Source organism: Streptomyces sp. NPDC088746 (assembly GCF_044751065.1).
Taxonomy (GTDB): domain Bacteria; phylum Actinomycetota; class Actinomycetes; order Streptomycetales; family Streptomycetaceae; genus Streptomyces.
Map to the genome: position 1 here is coordinate 343,068 of NZ_JBIVLA010000001.1, position 22,354 is coordinate 365,421.

The 22,354-nt window shown below is 70.6% G+C and carries 19 protein-coding genes; 4 read left to right on the forward strand and 15 right to left on the reverse strand.

The window, feature by feature from the left end; all coding sequences use genetic code 11:
* Nucleotides 1-13: 13 nt before the first annotated feature.
* Entirely contained in the window at nt 14-829 is an 816-nt protein-coding gene (locus tag ACIP63_RS01590) for a thioredoxin domain-containing protein (protein ID WP_401510398.1), read from the forward strand.
* Nucleotides 830-952: 123 nt separating this feature from the next.
* Nucleotides 953-2,617, forward strand: coding sequence for an alkaline phosphatase D family protein (locus ACIP63_RS01595; RefSeq protein ID WP_401510400.1), 1,665 nt, complete (start codon nt 953-955; stop codon nt 2,615-2,617).
* Between the two features lie 53 nt (nt 2,618-2,670).
* On the opposite strand, the gene ACIP63_RS01600 is transcribed toward ACIP63_RS01595, so the two are convergent.
* Nucleotides 2,671-3,249 carry a dienelactone hydrolase family protein gene (locus ACIP63_RS01600; RefSeq protein WP_401510402.1) on the reverse strand — a complete coding sequence of 193 codons (579 nt, stop codon included), beginning with the start codon at nt 3,247-3,249 and terminating at the stop codon, nt 2,671-2,673.
* Between the two features lie 37 nt (nt 3,250-3,286).
* Between ACIP63_RS01600 and ACIP63_RS01605 the strand changes: the two genes are divergently transcribed.
* On the forward strand, nt 3,287-4,429 hold the full coding sequence (locus ACIP63_RS01605) for a mechanosensitive ion channel family protein (protein ID WP_401510404.1): 1,143 nt from the start codon (nt 3,287-3,289) through the stop codon (nt 4,427-4,429).
* A 23-nt stretch (nt 4,430-4,452) separates the two neighbouring features.
* Here ACIP63_RS01605 and ACIP63_RS01610 read toward each other — a convergent pair whose 3' ends face one another.
* The 5 genes from ACIP63_RS01610 to ACIP63_RS01630 all read right to left on the reverse strand — a co-directional run bounded on the left by ACIP63_RS01610 (nt 4,453) and on the right by ACIP63_RS01630 (nt 9,367).
* Nucleotides 4,453-6,039, reverse strand: a complete 1,587-nt coding sequence (locus tag ACIP63_RS01610) for a Na+/H+ antiporter (protein WP_393755616.1) — start codon at nt 6,037-6,039, stop codon at nt 4,453-4,455.
* Between the two features lie 117 nt (nt 6,040-6,156).
* Nucleotides 6,157-6,633, reverse strand: coding sequence for a GNAT family N-acetyltransferase (locus ACIP63_RS01615; protein ID WP_401510406.1), 477 nt, complete (start codon nt 6,631-6,633; stop codon nt 6,157-6,159).
* Nucleotides 6,630-7,571: an RluA family pseudouridine synthase gene (locus ACIP63_RS01620; protein WP_362930420.1), complete on the reverse strand. Its 942-nt coding sequence runs from the start codon at nt 7,569-7,571 to the stop codon at nt 6,630-6,632. The genes ACIP63_RS01615 and ACIP63_RS01620 overlap by 4 nt, the downstream gene beginning before the upstream one ends.
* A 23-nt stretch (nt 7,572-7,594) precedes the next feature.
* Nucleotides 7,595-8,209, reverse strand: a complete 615-nt coding sequence (lspA, locus tag ACIP63_RS01625; RefSeq protein ID WP_401510408.1) for a signal peptidase II — start codon at nt 8,207-8,209, stop codon at nt 7,595-7,597.
* 378 nt (nt 8,210-8,587) lie between these two features.
* On the reverse strand, nt 8,588-9,367 hold the full coding sequence (locus ACIP63_RS01630) for a TraR/DksA family transcriptional regulator (protein ID WP_401510410.1): 780 nt from the start codon (nt 9,365-9,367) through the stop codon (nt 8,588-8,590).
* Between the two features lie 575 nt (nt 9,368-9,942).
* Between ACIP63_RS01630 and ileS the strand changes: the two genes are divergently transcribed.
* Nucleotides 9,943-13,086, forward strand: a complete 3,144-nt coding sequence (ileS, locus tag ACIP63_RS01635) for an isoleucine--tRNA ligase (RefSeq protein ID WP_401510412.1) — start codon at nt 9,943-9,945, stop codon at nt 13,084-13,086.
* Between the two features lie 583 nt (nt 13,087-13,669).
* On the opposite strand, the gene ACIP63_RS01640 is transcribed toward ileS, so the two are convergent.
* The 9 genes from ACIP63_RS01640 to ftsW form a co-directional block, all read right to left on the reverse strand.
* On the reverse strand, nt 13,670-14,824 hold the full coding sequence (locus ACIP63_RS01640) for a DivIVA domain-containing protein (protein ID WP_356716597.1): 1,155 nt from the start codon (nt 14,822-14,824) through the stop codon (nt 13,670-13,672).
* A gap of 49 nt (nt 14,825-14,873) precedes the next feature.
* Complete coding sequence (locus tag ACIP63_RS01645; protein ID WP_401510415.1) at nt 14,874-15,170, reverse strand: YggT family protein; 297 nt, start codon at nt 15,168-15,170, stop codon at nt 14,874-14,876.
* A gap of 67 nt (nt 15,171-15,237) precedes the next feature.
* A complete protein-coding gene (locus ACIP63_RS01650) occupies nt 15,238-15,849 on the reverse strand; it encodes a cell division protein SepF (protein WP_031098945.1) in 612 nt (203 codons plus the stop codon).
* Nucleotides 15,850-15,976: 127 nt separating this feature from the next.
* Nucleotides 15,977-16,696 carry a YggS family pyridoxal phosphate-dependent enzyme gene (locus ACIP63_RS01655; protein ID WP_401510417.1) on the reverse strand — a complete coding sequence of 240 codons (720 nt, stop codon included), beginning with the start codon at nt 16,694-16,696 and terminating at the stop codon, nt 15,977-15,979.
* A 6-nt stretch (nt 16,697-16,702) separates the two neighbouring features.
* Nucleotides 16,703-17,434, reverse strand: a complete 732-nt coding sequence (pgeF, locus tag ACIP63_RS01660; RefSeq protein ID WP_401510419.1) for a peptidoglycan editing factor PgeF — start codon at nt 17,432-17,434, stop codon at nt 16,703-16,705.
* Nucleotides 17,435-17,451: 17 nt separating this feature from the next.
* Entirely contained in the window at nt 17,452-18,666 is a 1,215-nt protein-coding gene (gene ftsZ, locus ACIP63_RS01665) for a cell division protein FtsZ (RefSeq protein WP_401510421.1), read from the reverse strand.
* Between the two features lie 276 nt (nt 18,667-18,942).
* A complete protein-coding gene (locus ACIP63_RS01670) occupies nt 18,943-19,737 on the reverse strand; it encodes a cell division protein FtsQ/DivIB (protein WP_401510422.1) in 795 nt (264 codons plus the stop codon).
* 49 nt (nt 19,738-19,786) lie between these two features.
* Nucleotides 19,787-20,881 (reverse strand): undecaprenyldiphospho-muramoylpentapeptide beta-N-acetylglucosaminyltransferase, encoded by a 1,095-nt coding sequence (gene murG, locus ACIP63_RS01675; protein WP_401510424.1) that lies wholly within the window; start codon nt 20,879-20,881, stop codon nt 19,787-19,789.
* A 6-nt stretch (nt 20,882-20,887) separates the two neighbouring features.
* Entirely contained in the window at nt 20,888-22,354 is a 1,467-nt protein-coding gene (gene ftsW, locus ACIP63_RS01680) for a putative lipid II flippase FtsW (protein WP_401510425.1), read from the reverse strand.

Sequence of the window (22,354 nt, forward strand, 5' to 3'; positions counted from 1 at the left end):
ACGGAGCACCCCCATGAGCAAGCGCAACAGCCAGGCCAACAAGTCCGCCGCCCGCGAGCGGCTGCGCGAGGAGCGCGAGCGCCAGGCCAGGAAGGACAAGACCCGCAAGCAGATCGTCGTCGGCGTCTCGGTCGTCGCCGTCCTCGCGATCGCCGGCGGTGTCAGCTACGGCGTGATGCAGCTGAACAAGCCCTCCGCCTGGGAGGCCGCGGCGGACGCGAAGAACGTCACCGCCCCGAAGAACACCTCGGGCGACGACGGCACGACCGTCGTCATCGGCGAGTCGAGCGCGAAGAAGACCCTGGAGCTGTACGAGGACTCGCGCTGCCCGATCTGCGCCACGTTCGAGCAGACGGTCGGCGAGACCGTGGCCAAGGACGTGGAGGCCGGCAAGTACAAGATCAAGTACGTCGGCGCGACCTTCATCGACAACTCGGACAGCGGCGAGGGCTCGAAGAACGCCCTGAGTGCGCTGGGCGCGGCGCTGAACGTGAGCCCCGACGCCTTCATGGAGTACAAGGCCGCGCTGTACTCCGCGAAGTACCACCCCGAGGAGACGAACGACAAGTTCGCCAAGGACAGCTACCTGATCGAGGTCGCGGACTCGGTGGACGCGCTGAAGGGCAACAAGGCGTTCCGGAAGAACGTCGAGGACGGCACGTACGACGCCTGGGCGATCAAGATGTCCAAGGCGTTCGACAAGAGCGGGGTCCAGGGCACGCCGACCCTCAAGATGGACGGCAAGACGCTCACCGCCGAGGGCAGCGAGAACGCGCCCATGACGGTGGCCGACTTCAACGCGGCTGTCACCAAGGCACTCAAGGGCTGACAGGAGAACCCGCGGCCCGACGGGTACCGCGGGCACAACTCCGGGCGTCATCCGGCCAACAGGCGGGCGAACTTCCTTTGTTCGCCCGCCTGTTCGCTCTACCCGCCAGTAGGGTGATCGTCCGTGACCAGACGACTCCTCTCCGCCTCACCCAGCCGCCGCACGGTCGTGAAGGCCGCCGCCGCCACCGCGGTCGCCGGCACCGTGCTCACCGCCACCGGCGCCCACGCCGCCGACGGCCCCGCCTTCCTGCACGGTGTCGCCTCCGGCGACCCGCTGCCCGACGGCATACTCCTGTGGACCCGCGTCACCCCCTCCCCGGACGCCGTGCCCGGCTCGGGCCTCGGCGCCGATACGCCGGTGGTCTGGGAGATCGCCGAGGACAAGGCCTTCTCCAGGGTCGCCGCACGCGGCACTGCCGTCGCGCGGGCCGGCGCCGACCACACCGTCAAGGCCGACGTCCGGGGGCTGCGCCCGGCCACGACCTACTGGTTCCGCTTCTCGGCTCCCCCCGGCGGGACCGGGGGCGGGCAGGGCGTCCTCTCCCCCGTCGGCCGCACCCGCACCGCGCCCGCCGCCGGGGCCGCCGTCGCCGGGATCCGGTTCGGGGTGGTCTCCTGCGCCAACTGGGAGGCCGGCTGGTTCTCCCCGTACCGCCACCTCGCGGACCGCGCCGACCTCGACGCCGTGCTGCACCTGGGCGACTACATCTACGAGTACGCGTCGGGCAGTTACCCGACCCAGGACACCGTCGTACGCCCCCACGCCCCGCTGCACGAGATCCTCACCCTCGGCGACTACCGCCTCCGGCACGGCACGTACAAGACGGACACCGACCTCCAGGCACTGCACGCCGCCCACCCGGTGATCGCCATCTGGGACGACCACGAGTTCGCCAACGACGCCTGGTCGGGGGGAGCCGAGAATCACACCCCCGGCACGGAGGGCCCCTGGGCCGCCCGGGTGGCCGCCGCGAAGCAGGCGTACTTCGAGTGGATGCCGGTCCGCGCCTCCACCGAGGGCACCGTCTACCGGCGTCTGAGCTTCGGCGGCCTCGCCGAGCTGCACCTGCTCGACCTGCGCAGCTTCCGTTCCGAGCAGGCATCCATAGGCAACGGCGCGGTCGACGACCCCGGGCGCTCGATCACGGGGCGGGCGCAGCTGGACTGGCTCAAGGCCGGGCTGGCCTCGTCGGATGCCCGCTGGAAGCTCGTCGGCACCTCGGTGATGATCTCGCCGGTCGCCTTCGGGGCGCTGCCGGCACATCTGCTCGCACCGCTCGCGGAGCTGCTGGGGCTGCCCGCGGAAGGGCTGGCGGTCAACGTCGACCAGTGGGACGGCTACACCGACGACCGCAAGGAGCTGATCTCCGATCTGCGGGACAACGGCGTCAGCGACACGGTCTTCCTGACCGGCGACATCCACATGGCGTGGGCCAACGACGTGCCGGTGAAGGCGGCGACGTATCCGCTCTCCGCCTCCGCGGCCACCGAATTCGTGGTGACGTCGGTGACCTCGGACAACCTGGACGACATCCTGAGGGCGGCCCCCCAGACGGTGTCGCTCGTCGCCGCGGCGGCGGTGAGGACCGCCAACCGCCACGTGAAGTGGGTCGATCTGGACTCGCACGGCTACGGCGTCCTCGACGTGACGGCCGAACGCTCGCAGATGGACTACTACGCGGTCTCCGACAAGACCGCGAAGGACGCGACGTCGTCCTGGGTCCGCTCCTACCGCACGCTCAGCGGCACGCAGCGGATCGAGCGGGTGAGCGCACCGGTGCGCTGACCGGCGCGGACCTGGCAGGGCCGCGCACCGGGGTGCGCGGCCCTGCCACGTGACTACAGCGTGGCGAGGAAGCCGAGCGCCACCTTCCAGGTCAGGTCGGCGGCGTCCTGGTCGAAGTCGGGCAGATCGGGGTCGGTGTAGAGGTGCCCGGCCCCGGGGTAGCGGTAGATCTCGACGTCGGCCCCGGTCCGCTGCATCTGGAGGTACCAGCTGTTCAGCCAGTCCGGCGACTCGAAGACGTCGGGGTCGGCGACGTGCAGCTGTACGGGCAGTTCGTCCACCGAGGCGTTCTCGGCGATGTCCGACGTGCCGTGGAGCAGGAGCAGGCCGCGGGCCTTGGCGTCGCCGAGCGAGAGGGTCTGCGCCACGGACGCGCCGAACGAGAATCCCGCGTACACGAGGCCCTGGTCGGAGTAGGGCGCCGCGGCCAGGACGGCGCGCTTGAGCAGCTCCTCCTTGCCCACCTCTTCCTTGAAGGCCATTCCGTCCTCGACCGTTTCGAAGGTGTGCCCCTCGAAGAGATCGGGCACGCGCACGTCGTGCCCTGCTGCGCGCAGCCGCTCGGCGGAAGCGTGCACGGCCGGCCTCAGACCGTAGATCGAGTGGAAAAGCATGATGTTCATGCGGTCCATGGTGCCAGGCCTGCCCCGACTCTTGGAGGACGACGGAATGGAGAACGTACTGCGGCCGGTGCTCGTGCTGGGCGGGTCGCTGCTGATCACCCTGCTGGTGGGGTGGCTGGTCGATCTGCTGCTGCGCCGCGCCGACAGCCGCCATCACGAGACCCCTCTCTGGGGTCTGCTGCGGCTCTGCCGTCCGCCCATGCAGGTGGTGCTCTGCACGGCGCTGCTGAGGGCCAGCTTCGACCAGCTCCGGCTCCCCGTCGTGCGGGACAACCGGGACGCGATCGGGCAGGTCCTGACCCTGGTGCTGATCGCGGCGTCGGCGTGGCTGGTGATCCGCGTAGCCGCCACGATCGTCCAGTCCTCGTACGCCCGTTACGCGACCTCCACCCGCGATCCCGCACGTGTCCGCCGGGTCCGGACCCAGGTCACGCTGATCCAGCGTGTGGTCACCGCGGTGGTGGCGACGGTCGCGGTCGCGGCGATGCTGCTCACCTTCCCCGCGATGCAGACCGTCGGCACGTCGATGCTGGCCTCGGCCGGTGTGCTCGGCATCGTCGCCGGTGTCGCGGCCCAGTCGACGCTCGGCAACCTGTTCGCCGGGTTCCAGATCGCCTTCGGCGACATGGTGCGGCTCGGTGACACCGTGGTGGTGGACGGGGAATGGGGCACGGTGGAGGAGATCACCCTGACCTTCCTCACCGTGCGGACCTGGGACGAGCGGCGGTTCACGATGCCCGTGTCCTACTTCACGAGCAACCCGTTCGAGAACTGGTCGCGCGGCGGCGTGCAGATGACCGGCACCGTCTTCTTCCAGCTCGACCACTCGGCCCCGGTCGCGGCGATGCGGGACCGGCTGCGCGACATCCTCGGGGAGTGCGCCGCCTGGGACGGCCGCGACTGGTCCCTGGCCGTCACGGACACCACCCCGACCACGATGGAGGTGCGGGCGGTGGTCACCGCGAAGGACGCGGACGACATCTGGACGGTGCGCTGCGCGGTCCGGGAGCAGATGATCGGCTGGCTCCGGGACAACCACCCGTACGCGCTGCCCCGGATCGTGACGTCGCCGGCGGTGCTGCCGCCGGGAGACCACTGGCGGGAGCTGACGGGTGCGGACACCGACCTTACGCCGTCCAACGGTCATGTGCCGACCCCGGGCAAGGCGCCCCGCACAGGACGCGGCTGAGCGGCCCCGGGCGGGTGGGCCGGTCAGCGGAGGCTGCGTACGTCCAGGTAGCGCAGCACCCGGTCCACCACCTCGGGGTCCGATCCGGGCTCGCTGCGCGCGGCGAGCACCGCGTGACGGGCGGCGGACATCATCTCGCGCTGGATCCGGGCGACCTCCTTGAAGCGCTCGGCGCGCTGCGCGTACGCCTCGCGCCGCTCCTCGTCGACCATGTCGGGGCTGATCCGCGCCCCGATGTCGTACGCGGCGCGCTGCAGCCGCTCCAGGACCTCCTCGGGGAGCCCCTCGGTGTCCTGGACCTCCTTGAGGCGGGTCTTGGCCGCCTTGGCCGCCCTGATCGCGAGGTCGCGCTCCAGCGCCTGCTCGGCCTCGGTGTCCGCCCGGACGCCGAGCTTGCGCACGAGCCACGGCAGGGTCAGGCCCTGGAGGACGAGGGTCACCATGATGACGACGAAGGCGATGAAGACGATCTCGTCCCGGCCGGGGAACGGCTTGCCGTCGTCCGTCTCCAGCGGGATCGCCAGCGCCAGCGCGACGGAGGCGACTCCCCGCATCCCCGCCCACCACATGATGACGGTCTCGCGCACGCCGGTGGGGATCTCCTCGCTGACGTCACGCCGGGTGTGCAGCCGCTTGGCGAGCCAGGCGGCGGGCAGCAGCCAGAGGAGCCGGACGCCGATGACGACCGCGGCGACGGCGAGGCCCCAGCCCAGCAGGCGCAGTTCGTGTCCGTCGGCGGTTCCGAAGACGTTGTGGAGTTCGAGGCCGATCAGGCCGAAGGCGACGCCGGTGATGAGGGTGTCGACGATCTCCCAGAAGGACCGGCCGGTGAGCCGCCCGAGGACGTCGTCGGCGTCGGCGGTGTGTTCGGCGAGGAAGAGCGCGGTGGTGAGGACGGCGAGCACGCCCGAACCCATCAGCTCCTCGGCGAGTACGTAACTGACGAACGGCACGAGGAGGGTCAGGCCGACCTGGAGGGTGGTGTCTCCCAGGTACCCCATGAGTTTGATGGTGAGCCAGCCGAGCACCAGCCCGACCACCACGGCGACGACGGCGGAGAGGATGAGCAGTCCGAACGCGGCCGGCAGCGAGAAGGTGCCGCTGACGGCGGCGGCGATCGCCACGTGGTAGAGGACGATGGCCGTGACGTCGTTGAACAGCCCCTCGCCCTCCAGGATCGACACGAGCCGGCGCGGCAGCCCGACCGAACCGGCCACGGCCGTCGCCGCGACCGGATCGGGCGGGGCGACGAGCGCCCCCAGGGCCACGGCGGCGGCGATCGGCAGACCGGGTACGAGCGCGTTCGCGACGGCCGCGACGGCTGCCGTGGTGACGAAGACGAGGGCGACGGCCAGCAGGAAGATCGGCCGTCGGTTGGCCGCGAACTGCCGCCAGGAGGTGCGCTGCACGGAGGCGTAGAGCAGCGGCGGCAGGAGGGCGGGGAGGATGAACTCCGGCGGGATGTCCACGTCGGGCACGAAGCTGGCGAAGGCCATGACGATCCCCGCGAGGGTCATCAGGATCGGCGCCGGGAGACGCAGGCGCTCCCCGAGCGGCACCGTGACCACCGCTCCGAGCAGGAGCAGGAGCAGGAGCGCCATCTGGTCCACGTTGTGCCTTCCGCAGCGCGCGCGGACCTCCGGGCCCGCATTGATCAGCCGGTCAGAGCTCCCAGCCTGTCACGCGCACCCCGCGGACCTGCGGCAGCCCCCTGCGGGCCGCGCGGGTCAGAGCGCGCGGCGCATGGCCCGGTGCGGGATCCCGGCGTCCGGGAACTCGGGGCCGTACGCCGCGTAGCCGAGCCGCTCGTAGAAGCCGAGCGCGTGCGTCTGGGCGTGCAGGTCCACGGCGGCCAGGCCGAGCGTGCGGGCCTGTTCCTCTATGGCGCGGACCAGAGCGGCCCCGACGCCCAGTCCGCGGGCCTCGCGGGTCACGGCGAGCCGGCCGAGCGAACCGACGGTCAGGTCGCCGCCGGTCCTGTCCGCCGCGCCCTCGCCGTGCAGCAGCCGTCCCGTGCCGAGCGCGGAGCCGTCGGCGGCCACGGCGATGACGTGCACCGCGGTGGCGTCATGGGCGTCGTACTCGATCTCCTCGGGGACCTGCTGCTCGCCGACGAAGACGTCCTTGCGGACCTGGAAGCACGCCGCGAGGTCGCTCTCGCCGAGGGCCCTGCGGGTGCTGTACGGGGCGGGCCCGGGGTTCATTCGCTCTCCGCGGCGATCGTGTCGAGGGCATGGCGCAGGTCGTCCGGGTAGACGCTCTCGAATTCGACCCAGCCGCCGTCGGCCGGGTGCTCGAAGCCGAGCCGGACCGCGTGCAGCCACTGCCGGGTCAGGCCGAGGCGCTTGGCCAGCGTGGGGTCGGCGCCGTACGTCAGGTCGCCGACGCAGGGGTGGCGGTGCGCGGACATGTGCACGCGGATCTGGTGTGTGCGCCCGGTCTCCAGCTTGATGTCGAGCAGGCTGGCCGCGCGGTAGGCCTCGATGAGGTCGTAGTGCGTCACGGAGGGCTTGCCCTCGGCGGTGACGGCCCACTTGTAGTCGTGCTGCGGGTGACGGCCGATGGGGGCGTCGATGGTGCCGCTCATCGGGTCGGGGTGGCCCTGCACGAGGGCGTGGTACTTCTTCTCGACGACCCGGTCGCGGAACTGCGCCTTGAGCAGGGTGTACGCCCGCTCGGACTTGGCCACGACCATCAGGCCGGAGGTGCCGACGTCCAGCCGGTGCACGATGCCCTGGCGCTCGGCGGCGCCCGACGTCGAGATGCGGTAGCCGGCCGCGGCGAGGCCGCCGATGACGGTGGTGCCGGTCCAGCCGGGGCTGGGGTGGGCGGCGACGCCGACCGGCTTCATGATGACGACTATGTCGTCGTCGTCATGGACGATCTCCATGCCCTCGACGGGCTCGGCGACGACCTGGACCGGAGCGGGTGCCTGGGGCATCTCCACTTCCAGCCAGGCACCGCCGTGCACCCGCTCGGACTTCCCGGCCACCGCGCCGTCCACCTGGACCTTCCCGGCAGCGGCCAGCTCGGCGGCCTTGGTGCGGGAGAAACCGAACATCCGGGAGATGGCGGCGTCGACACGCTCGCCCTCCAGGCCGTCGGGTACGGGCAGGGTGCGGACCTCGGGATACGTACTCACCAGTCGAGTATGCCTTGCGCCCGCTAGTCCTTGTGCACGGTGCCGTCGGGGTCCAGGCCCTTGAAGGAAAGGATCACGATGAGGATTCCGCCGCAGACGATCGCCGAGTCGGCGAGGTTGAAGACGGCGAAGTGCGCGGGGGCGATGAAGTCGACCACCGCGCCCTTGAATACGCCGGGCGCGCGGAAGATGCGGTCGGTGAGGTTGCCGAGCGCTCCGCCGAGCAGCAGTCCCAGGGCGATGGCCCAGGGCAGGCTGTAGAGCTTGCGGGCGAGCCTGATGATCACGATGATCACGACGGCCGCGATGGCGGTGAAGATCACGGTGAACGCCTCGCCGATCCCGAAGGCGGCGCCCGCGTTGCGGATCGCGTCGAACTTCAGCCAGTCGCCGAAGATCTCGATCGGCTCCTCGTGCTCCAGCTTCGCGACCACGATCATCTTGCTGATCAGGTCCAGGAGGTAGGCGAGGACCGCCACACCGAGGAGGACCAGGATCTTCTTCCTGCCCCGGCCGCTGCCGGGCTCGTCACTCCCTGCCGGGGTCGGGCCCCCGGCGGGCTGCCGGGGCTCAGCCCCGTCGGCCCCCTCGGCATCAGGGATGTCCGGCGTACCGATGATGCGCTCCGCCTCTGCCACGTGAGTCCCTCAACCTAGGTGCCTGACTGAGGACGAGGGTACGACACACCCGGGGGATCAGGGGCGTCAGGACCCGGGCCTCCCGAGCTTCCACGGCCCTTGAGGTCTTCCGTCCGGGTCGGGCCCGGCCCTTGAGGTCTTCCGTCCGGGTCGGGCCCGGCCCTTGAGGTCTTCCGTCCGGGCCCGGACGGCGCCCCGGACGGAAGACGGCCCCTCCGGATCCTCCGCCCGGACCAGGCCGGGTCAGGGAGCGGGGTTCGGTGATGGGGGGCACCTCCCACGCCTTTCAGGCCGGCGAAGGAGCCAGGGCGCCCGACGACCACGCCGCGAGGCGCGGTGCCGGGGCACGCGAACCCAGCATGATCCACACGAGAGGCCCTAGCCGCGCCGCTCCTGCTTCTGCTTGTCCTCCACGCAGAGCGTGGCCCGGGGGAAGGCCTGCATGCGCGCCTTGCCGATCGGCTTGCCGCAGACCTCGCAGAGCCCGTAGGTGCCCGCGTCGAGCCTGGCGAGCGCCCGCTCGGTCTGGTCCAGGGTTTCCTGGGCGTGGGCCGCCAGGGAGAGCTCGTGCTCCCTGGTGATGTTCTTCGTGCCGGTGTCCGCGTCGTCGTCCCCCGCTCCGTCCCCCGAGTCACGCATCAGGCCGGCGAGCGCCGCGCCCGACGCCTCCAGCTCGGTGCGCAGCCGCAGGACCTCGCCGGCCAGCTCGGTCCGCGCCGCGTCGACCTCCTCCGGGGTCCAGGGGTCCTCCCCCGGCCTGACCGCCAGGTCTCCGGGCGCCGTCGCGGCGCCGGCCCTGGCCGGGGGGACCGCGGTCGCGGTGCCCTCTCCTACAGCCGTGGTCCGGGCCGCGCTCTTCTTGGCTACCACCGTGTGGGCTCCTGTCTGCTCGGCGGCCTGGGCCGCCCCCGTGGCCTTCTTCGACGCCTTCTTGGCTGCGCTCTTCTTCGCCGTGCTCTTCTTCGCCGTGCTCTTCTTCGCCGTGCTCTTCTTCGCCGTGCTCTTCTTCGCCGGCTCGTGATGCGCCGGGTCCTGACCGGCCTCTTCCGGTTCCGGCGGATGGTCCGCCGTCCTCTTCCCGGCGGCCTTCTCCTCGGCAGCCGCAGCCGTGGATCTCTCGGACGCCGATCTCGATGCGGCGGTCTTCTTCGCCACCATGGCCGCGGCCCCTTCACATATTGTGATCTTGCACGCGAATCGTGCTGGGACGATAAATCGGCCCCAGCTCCGCGGCAACGGGGCACGCCGCCGGTTCGCCCCCTCCCGCTGCCGGTCGGTGGCGCGCCTGCAACCGTTGTGCCCAGCTCCCCGCCCGGTAATCCGTCCTCGCGCGCCCTCCGGAGACTCCGTCCGTCCCGACTGGCCATTCGGGTGCAAGCGCCTTCCACGTGCCCGTCGGTCGAAAACCGGTCGGCCGTCGCCCGCGAGGGCCCGTACACTGGCCGCAGCGAGAGGCATGGATGGGACGAGTAGCGTCGTACGCAGCCAGGAGCGACCCGGGGACGGTGGGAGCCCGGGGGCGAGCGCGCCGTGAAGATCAGCCCGGAGCCGCCGGAAGAAAGCTCTGGACAGTGGGCCCGGCCCACGGACAGGGCGACTAGACCCGGCATCGCGACCCCAATGAGGGGGCCACGGGCGCACGCCCGGGGCCAAGGAGGGTGGTACCGCGGGAGCTGACCAGGCTCTCGTCCCTCCGACGGAAGTGGAAGACGTCCGCCGGAGGAAGCCCGCACATGACATCGCCGCAGTACCGCCAGGTACCCGCCCAGGTCGACCTGCCCGCCCTCGAGCACGCCGTGCTCGACTTCTGGCGCGACGGCAAGGTCTTCGACAAGAGCCTCGAACAGTCCGAGGGCCGCCCCGAGTGGGTCTTCTACGAGGGGCCCCCGACGGCCAACGGCATGCCCGGGGCCCACCACATCGAGGCCCGCGTCTTCAAGGACGTCTTCCCGCGCTTCCGCACCATGCAGGGCTACCACGTCGGCCGCAAGGCCGGCTGGGACTGCCATGGCCTGCCGGTCGAGCTCGCGGTGGAGAAGGAGCTGGGCTTCAACGGCAAGAAGGACATCGAGGCCTACGGCATCGCCGAGTTCAACGCGAAGTGCCGTGAGTCCGTGACCCGCCACACCGACGCGTTCAGCGAGCTCACGACCCGCATGGGTTACTGGGTCGACCTGGACGACGCCTACCGCACGATGGACCCCGAGTACGTCGACTCCGTGTGGTGGTCGCTGAAGGAGATCTTCAACAAGGACCTGCTGGTCCAGGACCACCGTGTCGCCCCCTGGTGTCCCCGCTGCGGCACCGGCCTCTCGGACCACGAACTGGCCCAGGGCTACGAGACGGTCGTCGACCCCTCGGTCTTCGTACGCTTCCCGCTCACGTCCGGCCCGCTGGCCGGCGAGGCCGCGCTGCTGGTCTGGACGACCACGCCGTGGACCCTGGTCTCCAACACCGCCGTCGCCGCGCACCCCGACGTCGACTACGTGGTCGCGACGGACGGCGAGGAGAAGCTCGTCGTGGCCCGGCCGCTGGTCGGGAAGGCGCTCGGCGAGGGCTGGGAGCTCACCGGCGAGACCTTCACCGGCCGTGACATGGAGCGCTGGACGTACGAACGCCCCTTCCAGCTGGTCGAGTTCCCGAGCGAGGCGCACTTCGTCGTCAACGCCGAGTACGTCACGACGGAGGACGGCACCGGTCTGGTCCACCAGTCCCCCGCGTTCGGCGCCGACGACCTCCTGGTCTGCAAGGCGTACGGCCTCCCCGTGGTGAACCCGGTCCGCCCCGACGGCACCTTCGAGGAGGACCTCCCGCTGGTCGGCGGCGTCTTCTTCAAGAAGGCCGACGAGGCGCTCACCGAGGACCTGGCCGCACGCGGCAAGCTCTTCCGCCACGTCCCGTACGAGCACAGCTACCCGCACTGCTGGCGCTGCCACACGGCCCTGCTGTACTACGCGCAGCCGTCCTGGTACATCCGCACGACGGCGGTCAAGGACCGGCTGCTCCAGGAGAACGAGAAGACCAACTGGTTCCCGGACTCGGTCAAGAACGGCCGCTTCGGCGACTGGCTGACCAACAACGTCGACTGGGCGCTGTCGCGCAACCGCTACTGGGGCACCCCGCTGCCGATCTGGCGCTGCGAGGACGGCCACCTGACCTGCGTGGGCTCCCGCGCCGAGCTGTCCGAGCTCACCGGCGCCGACCAGTCGGGACTGGACCCGCACCGGCCGTTCGTCGACGAGATCACGTTCACCTGCTCGCACGAGAACTGCCAGCTGGAGGCGTACCGCGTCCCGGAGGTCATCGACGCCTGGTACGACTCGGGTTCGATGCCGTTCGCGCAGTGGGGCTACCCGTACAAGAACAAGGAGGTCTTCGAGTCCCGGTATCCGGCGCAGTTCATCTCGGAGGCCATCGACCAGACCCGCGGCTGGTTCTACACGCTGATGGCGGTCGGCACGCTCGTCTTCGACAAGTCCAGTTACGAGAACGTGGTCTGCCTGGGCCACATCCTCGCCGAGGACGGCCGGAAGATGTCCAAGCACCTGGGCAACACCCTCGACCCGATCCCGCTGATGGACCAGCACGGCGCCGACGCGGTCCGCTGGTTCATGGCGGCGGGCGGCTCCCCCTGGGCCGCACGCCGGGTGGGCCACGGCACGATCCAGGAGGTCGTCCGCAAGACACTCCTCACGTACTGGAACACGGTGGCCTTCCAGGCCCTGTACGCCCGTACGTCGAACTGGGCGCCGTCGGCGGCCGACCCGGCCCCCGCCGACCGCACGGTCCTGGACCGCTGGCTGCTGAGCGAGCTCGGCGCCCTGGTGGACGGGGTCACCAAGGCTCTGGAGGGTTACGACACCCAGCGCGCCGGCAAGCTGCTCTCGGCGTTCGTCGACGACCTGTCCAACTGGTACGTCCGCCGCTCGCGCCGCCGCTTCTGGCAGGGCGACAAGGCGGCGCTGCGCACGCTGCACGAGGTCGTGGAGACGATCACCCGGCTCCTGGCCCCGCTGACGCCGTTCATCACGGAGCGGGTCTGGCAGGACCTGATCGTCCCCGTCACCCCGGACGCCCCGGAGTCGGTGCACCTGTCCGACTGGCCGAAGGCGGACCCGGCGGCGATCGACCCCGCGCTCTCCTCGCAGATGGCGCTGGTGCGCCGCCTGGTGGAGCTCGGCCGCGCCACGCGCGCCGAGTCGGGGGTCAAGACCCGGCAGCCGTTGTCGCGGGCCCTGGTCGCGGCCTCGGGCTTCGAGTCGCTCACACCGGAGCTGCGCGCCCAGATCACGGAGGAGCTGAACGTCTCCTCCCTGGCCTCGCTCTCGGAGGTCGGCGGCTCGCTGGTCGACACCACGGCGAAGGCGAACTTCCGCGCGCTGGGCAAGCGCTTCGGCAAGGGCGTCCAGGCGGTGGCCAAGGCCGTCGCGAACGCCGACGCGGCCGCGCTCAGCCTGGCGCTGCGCGAGGGCACGGCCTCGGTAGAGGTCGACGGTGAGCGGATCACCCTCGGCCCCGACGAGGTCATCATCACGGAGACCCCCCGCGAGGGCTGGTCGGTGGCGTCCGACTCGGGCGCGACGGTCGCCCTGGACCTGGAGATCACCCCGGAGCTGCGGGCCGCCGGACTGGCCCGTGACGCGATCCGGCTGATCCAGGAGGCACGCAAGAACAGCGGCCTGGACGTGGCGGACCGGATCGCGGTCCGCTGGACGTCCACGTCCCCCGCGACGGCCGAGGCCCTGACCGCCCACGCGACGCTGATCGCGGACGAGGTCCTGGCCCTGGACTACGCGCAGGGCGAGGCGGACGACACGTACGGCACCCCGTTCGAGGACGAGGGCCTCGCCCTCACGTTCCGCCTCCGCAAGCACTGACGCGCACGACCTGAGCGGCCCGCCCATCCAACCGGATGGACGGGCCGCTCCGCGTTTCCCGGGCGCCCCTAAGCACAGGGGGACCCGATCCTGCGGCTCCAGACCCCGGGGAAGGCAACATCCCACCAGGGCCCCACCCCCGGGGCCCCCAGCCAGGGCTCACCCCCGGAGAAACGCCCCCAGCCAAGGCTCGCTCACCCCTGGGTGACCGCCACCTTCTCCAGTCCGGGGGGCCGCCCACCCCCTGGGGAGCCGCCTCCTCCACTGCGGAGAAGCCGACAGCCAAGGCTTGCTCACCCCCTGGGTGGCCGGCCCCTCCTCAGCCCGGGATGCAACCAGCCCCCGCCCCCTCCCGGGACGCCCCACCCGCCCCCTCGGGAACACTTCCCAGCCCCTCCGGCGATTGAGGAGCGGGGGTCCGGGGGCGGAGCCCCCGGTTACGGGAAGGGGCGGGGAGGGGACAAGCCCCGCGCAGCGGCCCGCCCGCCCGCGAAGAGGGCACACAAAAGGGCCGGGCCCCGGGAAATCCCGGGGCCCGGCCCTCAGCCTGCCGACGGCTACGCGCTCAGCGAGCGCGAACCGCTCAGTTGTCGTCCTCGTCGATCAGGAACCCACGCATCGGCGACGGCGCCTGCTGCATCGGCTGCGGCGCCTGCGGCCGCACCGGTGCCATCGGCTGCGTCATCGCGGGCGACATCTGCTGCTGGCCGCCGCCGTACGACGGGCCACCGCCCATCGACTGGTTGCCGCCACCCATCTGCTGGTTGCCGTGACCACCGTGGTTGCCACCCATGGTGTGCCCCATCGCACCCGCACCGGCCGGAGCCAGCGAAGGCGACGGCGGCAGCGAGGCGGCGGCGGGCGTCCGCGGCGGAGCCAGCGAGTCGTCGGCCTGGGTCTCCAGCTGACGCAGCTGGCTCTCCAGGTAGGACTTCAGACGGGTCCGGTACTCGCGCTCGAAGCCACGCAGGTCCTCGACCTTGCGCTCCAGCGTCGCGCGGGCCGACTCCAGCGAGCCCATCGCCACGCGGTGCTTCTCCTGCGCGTCCCGCTCCAGGGCGTCCGCCTTGGCACGGGCGTCACGCTCAAGGCCCTCGGCACGGCTGCGCGCCTCGCCGACGATCTTGTTGGCCTCGGAACGGGCCTCCGCGATCGCCTGGTCGGCGGTCTGCTGAGCAAGGGAGAGGACACGGGCGGCGCTGTCGCCACCGGGACCGCCCTGACCGGGCTGCTGCATCTGCTGCTGCTGCTGCATCTGCTGCATCTGCTGCTGCGGTGCGTGACCGCCCATGGGACCGCCCATCGGGCCACCCATGGGACCGCCCTGCATCGGGCCGGGGCCGTGCGGGCCCTGCGGACCGGGACCGTGGCCACCCTGGGGGCCATGGCCGCTGGGACCGGCAGGCAGCTGCGGAGCTCCACCGGGCAGCTGGGGGGGACCCATCTGCGGGGGCTGCTGCTGCTGTACCGGCGGACCAGATATGGCGGCGGGCACCGGGGCCCCCGGCCGGTCCTGCTGCTCCGGCGGTTTACGCATTCCCTGCTGCTGCTGGTTCTGCGCGGCGGCACGCGTGGCCGCGGCCAGCTTGGCGCGCAGGTCCTCGTTCTCACGGAGCAGTCGGGTCAGTTCCGATTCGACCTCGTCGAGGAAGGCATCGACCTCGTCCTCGTCATAGCCTTCTCGGAGGCGGACGGTCGTGAACTGCTTGTTCCGCACGTCCTCGGGGGTCAGCGGCATCTCTTCTTCACCTCTACGTAGTCGTCGGCAGTCGGCAAGACCGTATCGTTCACACGCTGCTCGCAAGCTTGCCCACGAGGCTGAGCAGAATGTAGACGATGATCATCAGAACGAAGAAGGACAGGTCAAGTGCCACGCCCCCGAGACGCAACGGCGGTATGAACCGCCGCAGAAGCTTCAGCGGTGGATCCGTGACAGTGTAAGTGCCCTCGAGAACGACCACCATCGCCTTGCCTGGCTGCCATGAACGTGCGAACTGGAAGACATAGTCCATGACCAGCCGGAAGATCAGCACGATGAGGAAACACATCAGCGCGATATAGACCACATCCAGTGCGATGCCCATGTCCCGCGCTTCCCTCTCCCCTGGCTCTCGTAGCCCCGGCCACCCGGCCGGGTTGTTCCCGGTGTTCTCAGCTCTGGTTGAAGAACCCGCCCTCTGCGATGCGGGCCTTGTCCTCCGCCGTGACATCGACGTTAGCAGGCGACAACAGGAACACCTTCTGCGTCACACGCTCAATGCTGCCATGGAGACCGAAGACAAGTCCCGCGGCAAAGTCGACAAGTCGCTTCGCGTCCGTGTCGTCCATCTCCGTGAGATTCATGATCACCGGAGTGCCTTCGCGGAAGTGTTCCCCGATGGTACGGGCCTCGTTGTAGGTCCTGGGGTGCAGCGTGGTGATCCTGTAGGGCTCACGCTCGGACACGACCTTGGGCATGATCACCGGTGCGTTCTTCTCCATGTTCGGGCGGTCGGGTGTGATGGATGCCACGGGTGCGATTCGGGCGGGTCGTCCGCTTTCCGCCGGGAGCTGAACCGGTTCCCGTGGCGCGGGCGGCTGTACCGATCGCACCGGTTCGTCCCGCTCCCGCTCCACAGGATGCGCGGGCTGGTGCCGCCGCCGGTCCCGCTCGGGCTCCGGCTCGGGTTCGAATTCGTCGTCGGGGTCGAACCCCGGACCGTCGTACCCATCGTCCTCCACGAGGCCGAGGTAGACCGCCATCTTGCGCATCGCGCCGGCCATGCTCCGAGTCCTCCGCTCTGTGGTGGATCGGCATTCGTGTCACCAAGTGCCCGAGATCCACTCCGGCCTGCCCGCTTCAAGCGGGAATGACCATATTTTCTGCTGTGGTCCGACTTGCTTCGCGACGTTACCCGAGCCGGGGTCGGACTCCGAGTACCGCCGTACCGACGCGTACATGTGTCGCCCCGGCCGCGACCGCGTCCTCGAGATCCGCGCTCATCCCAGCAGAGACCATGTTCGCAGCCGGATGGTTCCCGCGCAGGCGGGATGAGAATTCCATCAGGCGGTCGAACGCGGCCCGTTGCCGGCCGGCGTAGGGACCGGCGAGCGGGGCGACGGTCATCAGGCCGTCGAGTCTGAGCCCTTCCGCCGCTTCCACCGAGGCCGCCAACTCCTCGATCGCGTCCGGCGCGACCCCGCCCCGGTCCCCTCGCTCACCGCTCTCGGCGTCGAGGGCGACCTGGATGAGGCAGCCGAGCTCACGCTCACCCCGGACCGCCGCCCCCGAGAGCGCGGTGACCAGCTTCACGCGGTCCACAGACTGCACCACGTCGGCATAACCGGCCACGGAGCGGACCTTGTTGGTCTGCAACTGCCCGACAAAGTGCCATGTGAGCGACAGATCCGCACAAGCCTCGGCTTTTGGCGCAGCGTCCTGATCACGGTTCTCCGCGACCTGACGCACACCGAGTTCGTGCAGAATGCGCACATCGCTCGCGGGGTAGGTCTTGGTGACCACGATGAGGGTCACTTCCTCCCGCTTGCGGCCGGCCGAGGCGCAGGCGGAGGCAATGCGCTCCTCCACCTGTGCCAGGTTTGCCGCGAGTTGAGCTCTGCGATCCGTCATGCCCTATCAGTCCAACCAGACATATCCGGCGAGCCGTCCTGTGGTGCGGTCGCGGCGGTACGAGAAATGGTCGCCGGATTCCAGGGTGCAGAACGGCGAGCTGTGCAGGTCCCCGACGCCGAGCTCCGCGAGCTGGGCGTGGACCCCGGCCGTGACGTCCACCGCGGGTGTTCCCCAAGCGGTCTCCGACCACGACGCCGGGACGGCCTCGGCGACCTCCGCGCGCATCCGCTCCGGAACCTCGTAACACCGTCCGCAGACGGCCGGCCCGGTGTGCGCGGTGATCCGGGACGGTTCCGCCCCGAGTGCGACCATGGCCTCGACCGCGGCCGGTACGACTCCCGCGACCAGACCGGGCCTTCCCGCGTGAGCGGCGGCGATGACACCGGCCGCCGGATCGGCGAGCAGCACGGGCGTGCAGTCGGCGGTGAGCACCGCGAGCGGGAGTCCGCACCGCGCCGTCACCACCGCGTCCACCGCGGGAATGTCCGCGGTGTCGCCCCAGGGCCCGTCCACCACGGCCACGTCACGCCCGTGCACCTGGTTCATCCAGACCACCAGGTCCGGGTCGAGGCCGAGGGAACGGGCCGCGCGCGCACGGTTCGCGCCGACGGCGGCGGGATCGTCGCCGACCGCACCGCCGAGGTTGAGCTCCTCGTACGGAACGGCGCTCACTCCGCCCCACCTGTCGGTGAAGGCGAAATGGGCGCCGCCCGCCGAAGACTCCGCGGCTGTCACCGCGTGCTGCGGACCTATCACTTCAAGAAGTCCGGTACGTCCAGCTCTTCGGCCTGGTTGTCCTGGTAGGGACGGGCCGTCGGGACGTGCGGCGGGGTGACCGGCGGCAGCGAGGTCTCGTTCGCCGCCGGCGCCGGCTCGGCCGGCGTCTGGGGCTCCTCGCGCGGGGGCACGGAGCCCAGTCCGCCGGTCTGGCGGGCCGGCTCGGCGGTCCGGGCCGGCGGAGCCGGCTCCTCGCGCTTGCCGGCACTGGATCCGAGGACGTTCTCCCGGCGGGCCGGCGGCTGTCCGCCGTCGAAGCCCGCGGCGATGACGGTGACCCGCACCTCGTCGCCCAGGGCGTCGTCGATGACGGCGCCGAAGATGATGTTCGCCTCGGGGTGGGCCGCCTCGCTCACCAGCTGGGCGGCCTCGTTGATCTCGAAGAGACCGAGGTCGCTGCCGCCGGAGATCGAGAGCAGGACCCCGCGGGCGCCGTCGATGGACGCCTCCAGGAGCGGCGAGGAGATCGCCATCTCCGCCGCAGCCACCGCGCGGTCGTCGCCACGGGCGGAGCCGATGCCCATGAGCGCCGATCCGGCCTCGGACATGACCGACTTGACGTCGGCGAAGTCGAGGTTGATCAGGCCCGGCGTGGTGATGAGGTCGGTGATGCCCTGGACACCCGAGAGCAGCACCTGGTCGGCCGACTTGAACGCGTCGAGCACGCTGACCTGGCGGTCCGAGATGGACAGCAGCCGGTCGTTGGGAATGACGATGAGGGTGTCGACCTCTTCGCGGAGCTCGGCGATGCCGTCCTCCGCCTGGTTCGCGCGTCGCCGGCCCTCGAATGTGAACGGGCGGGTGACCACGCCGATCGTCAGGGCGCCCAGCGAGCGCGCGATGTTGGCGACGACGGGTGCGCCGCCGGTGCCGGTGCCGCCGCCTTCTCCGGCGGTGACGAAGACCATGTCGGCCCCCTTGAGGACCTCCTCGATCTCCTCACGGTGGTCCTCTGCCGCCTTACGACCGACGGCCGGGTTCGCCCCGGCGCCGAGGCCACGGGTGAGTTCACGGCCGACGTCGAGCTTGACGTCGGCGTCGCTCATCAACAGTGCTTGCGCATCGGTGTTGATCGCGATGAACTCGACGCCCTTGAGACCGACCTCGATCATTCGGTTGATGGCATTGACACCACCGCCGCCGACACCGATGACCTTGATGACTGCGAGGTAGTTCTGCGGTGCTGCCACGTCGAAGGCCTCTCGCCTCGAGTTACGTGTCGTCGCTTCGCGGTAGTCCCGCCGCGACGACGGATGCCGATTGGGTCGGTCCGGACGCCGACCCAAACCCTAACCTTGAAGTTTAGGGTTACCAGTGTGTCTGCTTCATGGACTCTTCCGAACAGGACACTAAGTCGACAAGTGGCGCACGTTCAACGAACACGCCGAACCTCCCGTTTTTCTTTTCACCCTATGTGATCACCCGTAGCGCTGACCAACCAGGGGGCTGGCCAGGCCAAACGTGCGTCAACTCTTCGACACGGCAGGGGCGGTGGGAGCACTCACGTCGAAGTGTCCCGCTTTGGGAGACGCTTTCATGAGAGCGGTGAGCACCCGCGCCTTCACGGGTCCTTCCTCACTGCTGCCCCACATCACCGTCCGCCCCCCGGTCAGTTCGAGGACGGTGGAGTCGTACGAGGTGACCCGCACGGTCCTGGTCTCCCCCGCCACCTGCCCCGGAAGGTCCCCCGCGACACGGACCGCTTCGCGCAGCAGACGGTCACTGCCGAAGCGGCGCAGGCTCGCCGACTGATCAGGCGTCAATTCGAGCAGCGGCACATGCGGCGGCGCTTTGTCCACGGTTGCGAAGCGAACGCCTTTCGCGTCCACTTCAATGAACTTTGCGCCCTTTTCGACCAACAGGACCGGTTTCCGTTCGGTCACTTTAAGGCTGACACCGTGTGGCCATGACCGTACGACATCCACGGAGTCGATACGAGGCAACTTCTGGCGCAACCGGTCCGCGATCACCCCGGTGTCGACGGAGACCAGCGGGGATCCGACCGGGGCCGCCGCGGCGGCCTCCACCTCGCCCCGCGTGAGCACGTCGGTTCCGGTGGTCGTGACCCGCTCCAGCCTCAGCCAGGACGAGCCGTAGAGCACCCAGACCGTGGCGGCGGCGGTCAGCACCAAGCCGACGGCGGCCAGGACGAGCCGCGTACGGCCCGTCAGTCTTCGCCCCTGGGGGCCGATGTGCGGCGGGCGGGCCGGGGTGTCGGCCCGCTCGGCCTCACCGCGCTGGGCGGTCGTCGGTCCGGCCACGCTCGCTCCTTCGCCGGACCCGGGGCGCGTGCCCCGGGTCCGCACCGCCTCACGCCTTGCGGCGTGCGGCAATCGCTTCGTACACCATGCCGACGAGCAGGTCGTCGGCATCCCGTCGCCCGAACTCCGCGGCGGCACGGGACATCTCGTACAGCCGGTGCGGGTCCGAGAGCACCGGAAGGACGTTGCCCTGCACCCATTCCGGGGTGAGTGCCGCGTCGTCCACCAGCAGACCACCGCCGGCGTTCACCACCGGCTGGGCGTTGAGCCGCTGTTCGCCGTTGCCGATCGGCAACGGGACGTAGGCGGCGGGCAGCCCGACGGCGGAGAGCTCGGCGACGGTCATCGCGCCCGCGCGGCAGAGCATCATGTCGGCCGCGGCGTACGCGAGGTCCATCCGGTCCACGTACGGTACCGGGATGTAGGGCGGCATCCCCGGCATGTTGTCGATGCGCGGCATTTCGTTCTTCGGACCGACCACGTGCAGGATCTGGATCCCGGACCGCTGGAGCAGCGGTGCGATCCGCGTGACCACCTCGTTGAGGTGGCGGGCGCCCTGCGAGCCGCCGGAGACGAGCAGCGTCGGCAGGTTGGGGTCGAGACCGAAGGCGGCACGCGCCTCCGGGCGGACCCTGGCCCGGTCGAGGGTGGCGATGGTGCGGCGCAGCGGGATGCCGATGTAGCGGGCGCCGCGCAGCTTGCTGTCCGGGGTGGAGACGGCGACGCCGTGGGCGTACCGCGAACCGATCTTGTTGGCCAGGCCCGGCCGGGCGTTGGCCTCGTGGACGACGATCGGGACCCCTGCGCGCTTGGCCGCGAGGTAACCGGGCAGGGCGACGTAGCCGCCGAAGCCGACCACGCAGTCCGCCTTGGTGCGCTCCAGGATCTGCTCGGCGGCCTTGATGGTGCCGCGCAGCCGCCCCGGGACGGTGATCAGCTCGGGTGTGGGCTTACGCGGCAGCGGTACGGCAGGGATCAGTGCCAGTTCGTACCCCCGCTCGGGTACGAGCCTGGTCTCGAGTCCGCGCTCCGTGCCGAGGGCAGTGATTCCCACGGTCGGGTCCTGCCTCCGCAGGGCGTCTGCGAGGGCAAGCGCGGGCTCGATGTGCCCGGCGGTCCCCCCGCCGGCGAGTACGACATGCACCGAAATTCACCGCTCTCCGGACGGACGCTTCATGACGCGCCGTCTCATCGTCTTCCATCTGACCCCGGGCCTCCGCATGGCCAGGGCCGCTCTCGCCGCCGGGTCCTCTCGCGCGAAGGCGATCAGGAGTCCGACGGCGAACATGGTCGGCAGCAGGGCGGAACCCCCGTAGGAGAACAGCGGCAACGGGACACCGGCGATCGGCAACAGGCCGAGCACCGCACCGATGTTGATCACGGCCTGCGCCGTGATCCAGGTGGTCACGCCTCCCGCTGCGTACCTCACGAAGGGGTCCTCCGTGCGTCCGGCCACGCGGATACCCGCATAGCCTAGAGCCGCGAAGAGGGCCAGCACCGACAGCGTCCCCGCCAGGCCCAGTTCCTCCCCGGTGATGGCGAAGATGAAGTCGGTGTGCGGTTCGGGAAGTTGCCCCCATTTTTCCACACTCGCACCGAGCCCGGAACCGAACCATCCGCCCGAGGCGAGAGCATAGATTCCGTGCACCGCCTGCCAGCACGAGTCGCCGGGGCCGGGTTCGGACGCTCCGATGCAGCCGAGCCGGGACATCCGGTTGGGGCTGGTCTTGATGAGCAGGAAGCCGATGAGGCACGCGAAGGCGAGCACACCGGCGAAGAGCCTGGTGGGAGCGCCCGCGAGCCAGAGCAGGCCGAAGAGGATCGCGGTGAGGATGATCGCGGTGCCCATGTCACCGCCGAGCATGATCAGTCCGAGCAGCATGAAGGCGACCGGCACGAGCGGCACGAGCATGTGCTTCCACTGGGCCAGCAGCCGTTTGTCCTGTTTGCGGGCGAGCAGGTCGGCGCCCCAGAGGATGAGGGCGAGCTTGCCGAACTCGCTGGGCTGGAGCTGGAAGGGGCCGCCGAGATAGATCCAGTTCTGGTTGCCGTTGACCGACATCCCTATCCCCGGCACCTGGACCAGGACCATCAGGAAGACCGTGCCCATGAGCAGCGGATAGGCCAGCGCCCGGTGCAGTTTGACGGGCATCCTGGAGGCCAGCAGCATCAGGCCGGCCCCGATCACGGCGGCGAGGAACTGCTTGCGGAAGAAGTAGGTGCCGGGCCGTGCCAGCTCCAGCGCCTTGATCATCGAGGCGGAGTAGACCATGACGAGGCCGAGCACGGTGATGAGCATGCCGGCGCCGAGGATCAGGTAGTACGCGGTCAGAGGCCGGTCCCAGGCCCGTCGTGCCCGCTCGTACGTCCGCCGCACCCCGGCGCCCCGGCGCGGCCGGGGCTGGCCGCCGCCGGACCTCGACGTTCCCCCGCCACGCGGCGAGGGAGGCCGTCGGGGGCCTGTGGCGGGCCGGCTCCGCAGGGCGAGCCCGTCCAGCGGCCCGGGGCCCGCGGGCGGCGGTCCGGCGAGCAGGGGCGGTGTGAACACCCGGCTGATCGCGGCGGTGGCCCGTGAACGGCCGGCTCCGCGCGCGGCTGGGCTCTCGTCGGCCGGCAT